Here is a 3,932-nt window from a genome sequence, read left to right on the forward strand (position 1 = left end):
GGGTTCGACCCCCTGACGGCCCACCAAGGCATTGTAAAGCGACTGGCTTCGGCTGGTCGCTTTTTTGTTGACCTTGCATGGGGTCGAACCCGAAAGGGCGCGGAGCTGAGGAAACGCGTAAGCGTTTGCCAGCGCAGCGCGCAAGGCGCCTTGGCGCCGCAGCGGCCGCCTGCGCAGCAGGCTGACCCCCTGACGGCCCACCAAAGCATGTTAAAGCGACTGGCTCAGGCTGGTCGCTTTTTTGTTGACCTCGCATGGGGTCGAACCCGTCGGAGCGCGGAGCTGAGAAATCTGCACCGTGATTCCCTTAGGGAAAACACGGCTAAAGCCCCATAGGCGTGTTCTCCTTAGAGGAATTATGCTCACGGGGCTCGATGCATGTTGAGAAGTTGTGATCAAACTCAAAGTGAGAATCGATTTAGTCTGCTCGATAGTGCGAACCTAAGCTTGCAGTCCGCTTGCGCATGGCTTTGACCATCTCCATCGCAAGCTGAATCTGCGACTGTAGGCGGGCGAGGGCTGCGACTTCGCTGTCCTGGGCTTTCTGTGTGCTCAAGGTCGCTGCCTCCGTTTTCAAGCCTTCAAGCTCGTGTAGTGCCTCGGATAGGCCTGTTTCGGTCCTGTTGATCATGCAATAGGTGCTCATCGTGTGCCTAAGGCTGTGTGTCAGGCGTTCGGCATCTGCTGTAGCTATGCCATGTTTGGGGAGGTCGATATCCGTCTTCGGGGCCATCTCAGGTGCATTCTGCGCTGCAAGGGCTGCCGATACGCCTGCGATGCGCCCGAATACGATGCCGTTGGCGCTTGACAGGCCGCCAATGCGATCGGCGCCGTGCATACCGCCTGTTGCCTCGCCACAGGCGTAGAGGTCCTCAACGCCCGTGTACGCGGTCTTGTCGATCTTGATACCGCCGTTGGCGGCGTGAGCATACATCGCCACACGCATCTCGTCGCTCGGCGCGATGCCATGCTCGTCTTGCAGCCAGGTGGCAAAGGTCTGCACAAACTCTGGGACATCCTCGCGAGGGAAGTCGTAGTGGAGCGCCAGGCCTTCGGCACCCGCTTGATCGATGGCAAGATCAATTGCACGTGAATCCAGGCGCGAAGTGAAGGGACCATATCCAGAGCGCTGCTCGAGCAGGTCGTCCAGCTTGTCGTCGGCAATATCTGCCGGCTGGTCTACATGTACGTAGCGCCAGGTTTTCTCGTTGAAGACCAGGTTGCGCTTGGGCTCGATGAAGCCGGGCATCATCTGCATGAACTCTATATTAGTAAGCGATGCGCCGTGCGCGAGTGCGATGGCCTGCGAGGAGCTGAGCACATCAGCCGACGTAAGGCTGCGCTCGAACAGGCCGCCTGTGCCACCGGCTGCGATGATCGTGGCCTTGGCAGCAAAGGGCACGATTCGATTTTCGGTAAGGTCGTAGAGAACGGTCCCGGTTATTCTTCCGTTCGTGTCCTCAATAAGGTCAATAAGCTCATGGCGGGGGAGCAGGCGAATGCCGAGCGACTCAATCCGGGTCGTCAGAGCGTCCTCAAGGGGCTTGCGGGTGAGGCCGCGCCACATGCGCGTCTTGTGGTCAAAGCAGGGGATAAACTGCTTTTGCTGAGCGCTCTCAGCGTTTTGCGGACGCTTGAGCTCAACGCACAGGTCTTGCTCGAGCCATTCAATTGCCTGGGGAATGCCGTGGACAAACGTCTGGACAAGCTCGGGGTCGGCGACACCGCCGCCGACGGTCTGGATGGTGTCGATGAGGTCTTGTTCGTCGTCTTGGTTAACGGGTCCGATAAGCCCCAGGCCCCAGGTTCCGGGGAAGAAGCTCGATCCGCTCATAACCTTGCCGGCGCTTGCCACAGCGACGGTTGCGCCCGTGCGTGCCGCTTCGATGGCGGCGCAAAGGCCCGCAATGCCAGATCCAATTACCAGTACATCAGTCGATTCCATCGGATTCCTTTCTCGTCCGGCGCATTGTCGCATGGGTGATCGGCAATGGGGCCGCAAAGACTCGGCAAATCGGTAAAGGGCAAATATGGCAGGTGGGCGTCATAGGCGTTCTGACGCTCCGTCTCATCACATCTCGTATTTCGCCCCAACTGATATACCGGCATTAGCTACCCTGCGCCAGCGCAAACAAAAAGAGCCGCTACCTCGAAAGGTAGCGGCTCCAAAGCTCAACTATATGAGCATCGCGCGGGCGCGATTAGGCCTTGAGGGCCTCCTCGACGGCGACAGCGCAGGCGACGGTGGCACCGACCATGGGGTTGTTGCCCATGCCGATGAGACCCATCATGTCGACGTGCGCAGGCACGGAGGAAGAACCGGCGAACTGGGCGTCGGAGTGCATACGGCCCATGGTGTCGGTCATGCCGTAAGAGGCAGGGCCGGCGCCCATGTTGTCCGGGTGCAGGGTACGGCCAGTGCCGCCACCAGAAGCGACGGAGAAGTACTTCTTACCAGCCTCGAGGCGCTCCTTCTTGTAGGTGCCAGCGACGGGGTGCTGGAAGCGCGTGGGGTTGGTGGAGTTACCGGTGATCGAGATGTCGACGTTCTCGTGCCACATGATGGCAACGCCCTCGCGGACGTCGTCGGAGCCGTAGCAGTTAACGGCAGCGCGGGGACCATCGGAGTAGGGGATGGTCTCGACGACCTTGAGCTCGCCCGTGTAGTAGTCGAACTGGGTCTTCACGTAGGTGAAGCCGTTGATGCGGGCGATGATCTGGGCGGCGTCCTTGCCCAGACCGTTGAGGATAACGCGCAGCGGCTTCTTGCGAGCCTTGTTGGCGTTCAGAGCCAGGCCGATAGCGCCCTCAGCGGCAGCGAAGGACTCGTGGCCGGCCAGGAAGGCGAAGCACTCGGTATCGTCGGAGAGCAGCATAGCGCCCAGGTTGCCGTGGCCCAGACCGACCTTGCGGTCCTCGGCGACGGAGCCGGGAACGGTGAAGGCCTGGATGCCCTCGCCGATGATGGCGGCAGCCTCAGAAGCGGACTTGGCGCCACGCTTGACAGCGAGAGCGCAACCGAGGGTGTAGGCCCACTCGGCGTTCTGGAAGGCGATGGACTGGGTGTTGTTGACGATCTCACGCGGGTTGAAGCCCTTGTCGGTGCAGATCTGCAGAGCTTCCTCGAGGGAGGCGATGCCGTTGTCGGCGAGGCACTTGTTGATCTTGTCAGCGCGGCGCTCGTAACCTTCGAACGTAACAGTCATAGTTATTTCCCTCCCTTTCTACTCGTGAACCGGGAACACGCTGGCGACGGAGTGAGTCTCCTCGTCGGTGCGCGGGTCGATGTACTTGGCAGCGTTCTCCCACTGACCATAGTGGCCCATAGCGCCAGCGATGGCCTCCTCGGGGGTCTTGCCGGCCTTGACGGCGTCGGTGAACTTGCCGAGGTTCAGGAACTCGAATGCGATGATCTCGTTCTTGTCGTTGAGAGCCATGCGGGTGACGTAGCCCTGAGCGAGCTCGAGGTAACGAGCGCCCTTGGCCTTGGTGCCGAACATGGTGCCGACCTGAGAGCGAAGGCCCTTGCCGAGGTCGTCGAGGGAGGCGCCCACGGGCAGGCCGCCCTCGGAGAACGCGGTCTGGCTGCGGCCGTAAACGATCTGCAGGAAGATCTCGCGCATAGCAACGTTGATGGCGTCGCAGACGAGGTCGGTGTTGAGGGCCTCGAGGATGGTCTTGCCGGGAAGGATCTCGGAAGCCATGGCGGCAGAGTGGGTCATGCCCGAGCAGCCGATGGTCTCAACGAGGGCCTCCTCGATGATGCCGTCCTTGACGTTCAGCGTGAGCTTGCAGGCGCCCTGCTGAGGTGCGCACCAACCCACACCGTGCGTAAGACCGGAGATGTCGGAAATCTCCTTAGCCTGGACCCACTTGCCCTCCTCGGGGATGGGTGCGGGGCCGTGGTATGCACCCTTGGCAACGGGGCACAT

General features: G+C 60.9%; 3 protein-coding genes. All 3 read right to left on the reverse strand.

Annotation, left to right across the window (positions count from 1 at the left end; translation table 11 throughout):
• Positions 1 to 418: 418 nt before the first annotated feature.
• Positions 419 to 1,945: an FAD-dependent oxidoreductase gene (locus tag AB5405_RS07050; protein ID WP_368138007.1), complete on the reverse strand. Its 1,527-nt coding sequence runs from the start codon at positions 1,943 to 1,945 to the stop codon at positions 419 to 421.
• 256 nt (positions 1,946 to 2,201) lie between these two features.
• On the reverse strand, positions 2,202 to 3,206 hold the full coding sequence (locus AB5405_RS07055; protein ID WP_117800431.1) for a GGGtGRT protein: 1,005 nt from the start codon (positions 3,204 to 3,206) through the stop codon (positions 2,202 to 2,204).
• 18 nt (positions 3,207 to 3,224) lie between these two features.
• Positions 3,225 to 3,932 (reverse strand): iron-sulfur cluster assembly scaffold protein (locus tag AB5405_RS07060; protein WP_368138008.1); only part of this gene is annotated, 708 nt, incomplete at its 5' end.

It is taken from the genome of Collinsella aerofaciens, assembly GCF_040920445.1.
Taxonomy (GTDB): Bacteria; Actinomycetota; Coriobacteriia; order Coriobacteriales; family Coriobacteriaceae; genus Collinsella; species Collinsella aerofaciens_BH.

Bases quoted from the DNA above. Each gene is read 5' to 3' on its own strand.
- AB5405_RS07050 (WP_368138007.1), bottom strand. From the start codon at position 1,945: ATGGAATCGACTGATGTACTGGTAATTGGATCTGGCATTGCGGGCCTT.
- AB5405_RS07055 (WP_117800431.1), bottom strand. From the start codon at position 3,206: ATGACTGTTACGTTCGAAGGTTACGAGCGCCGCGCTGACAAGATCAAC.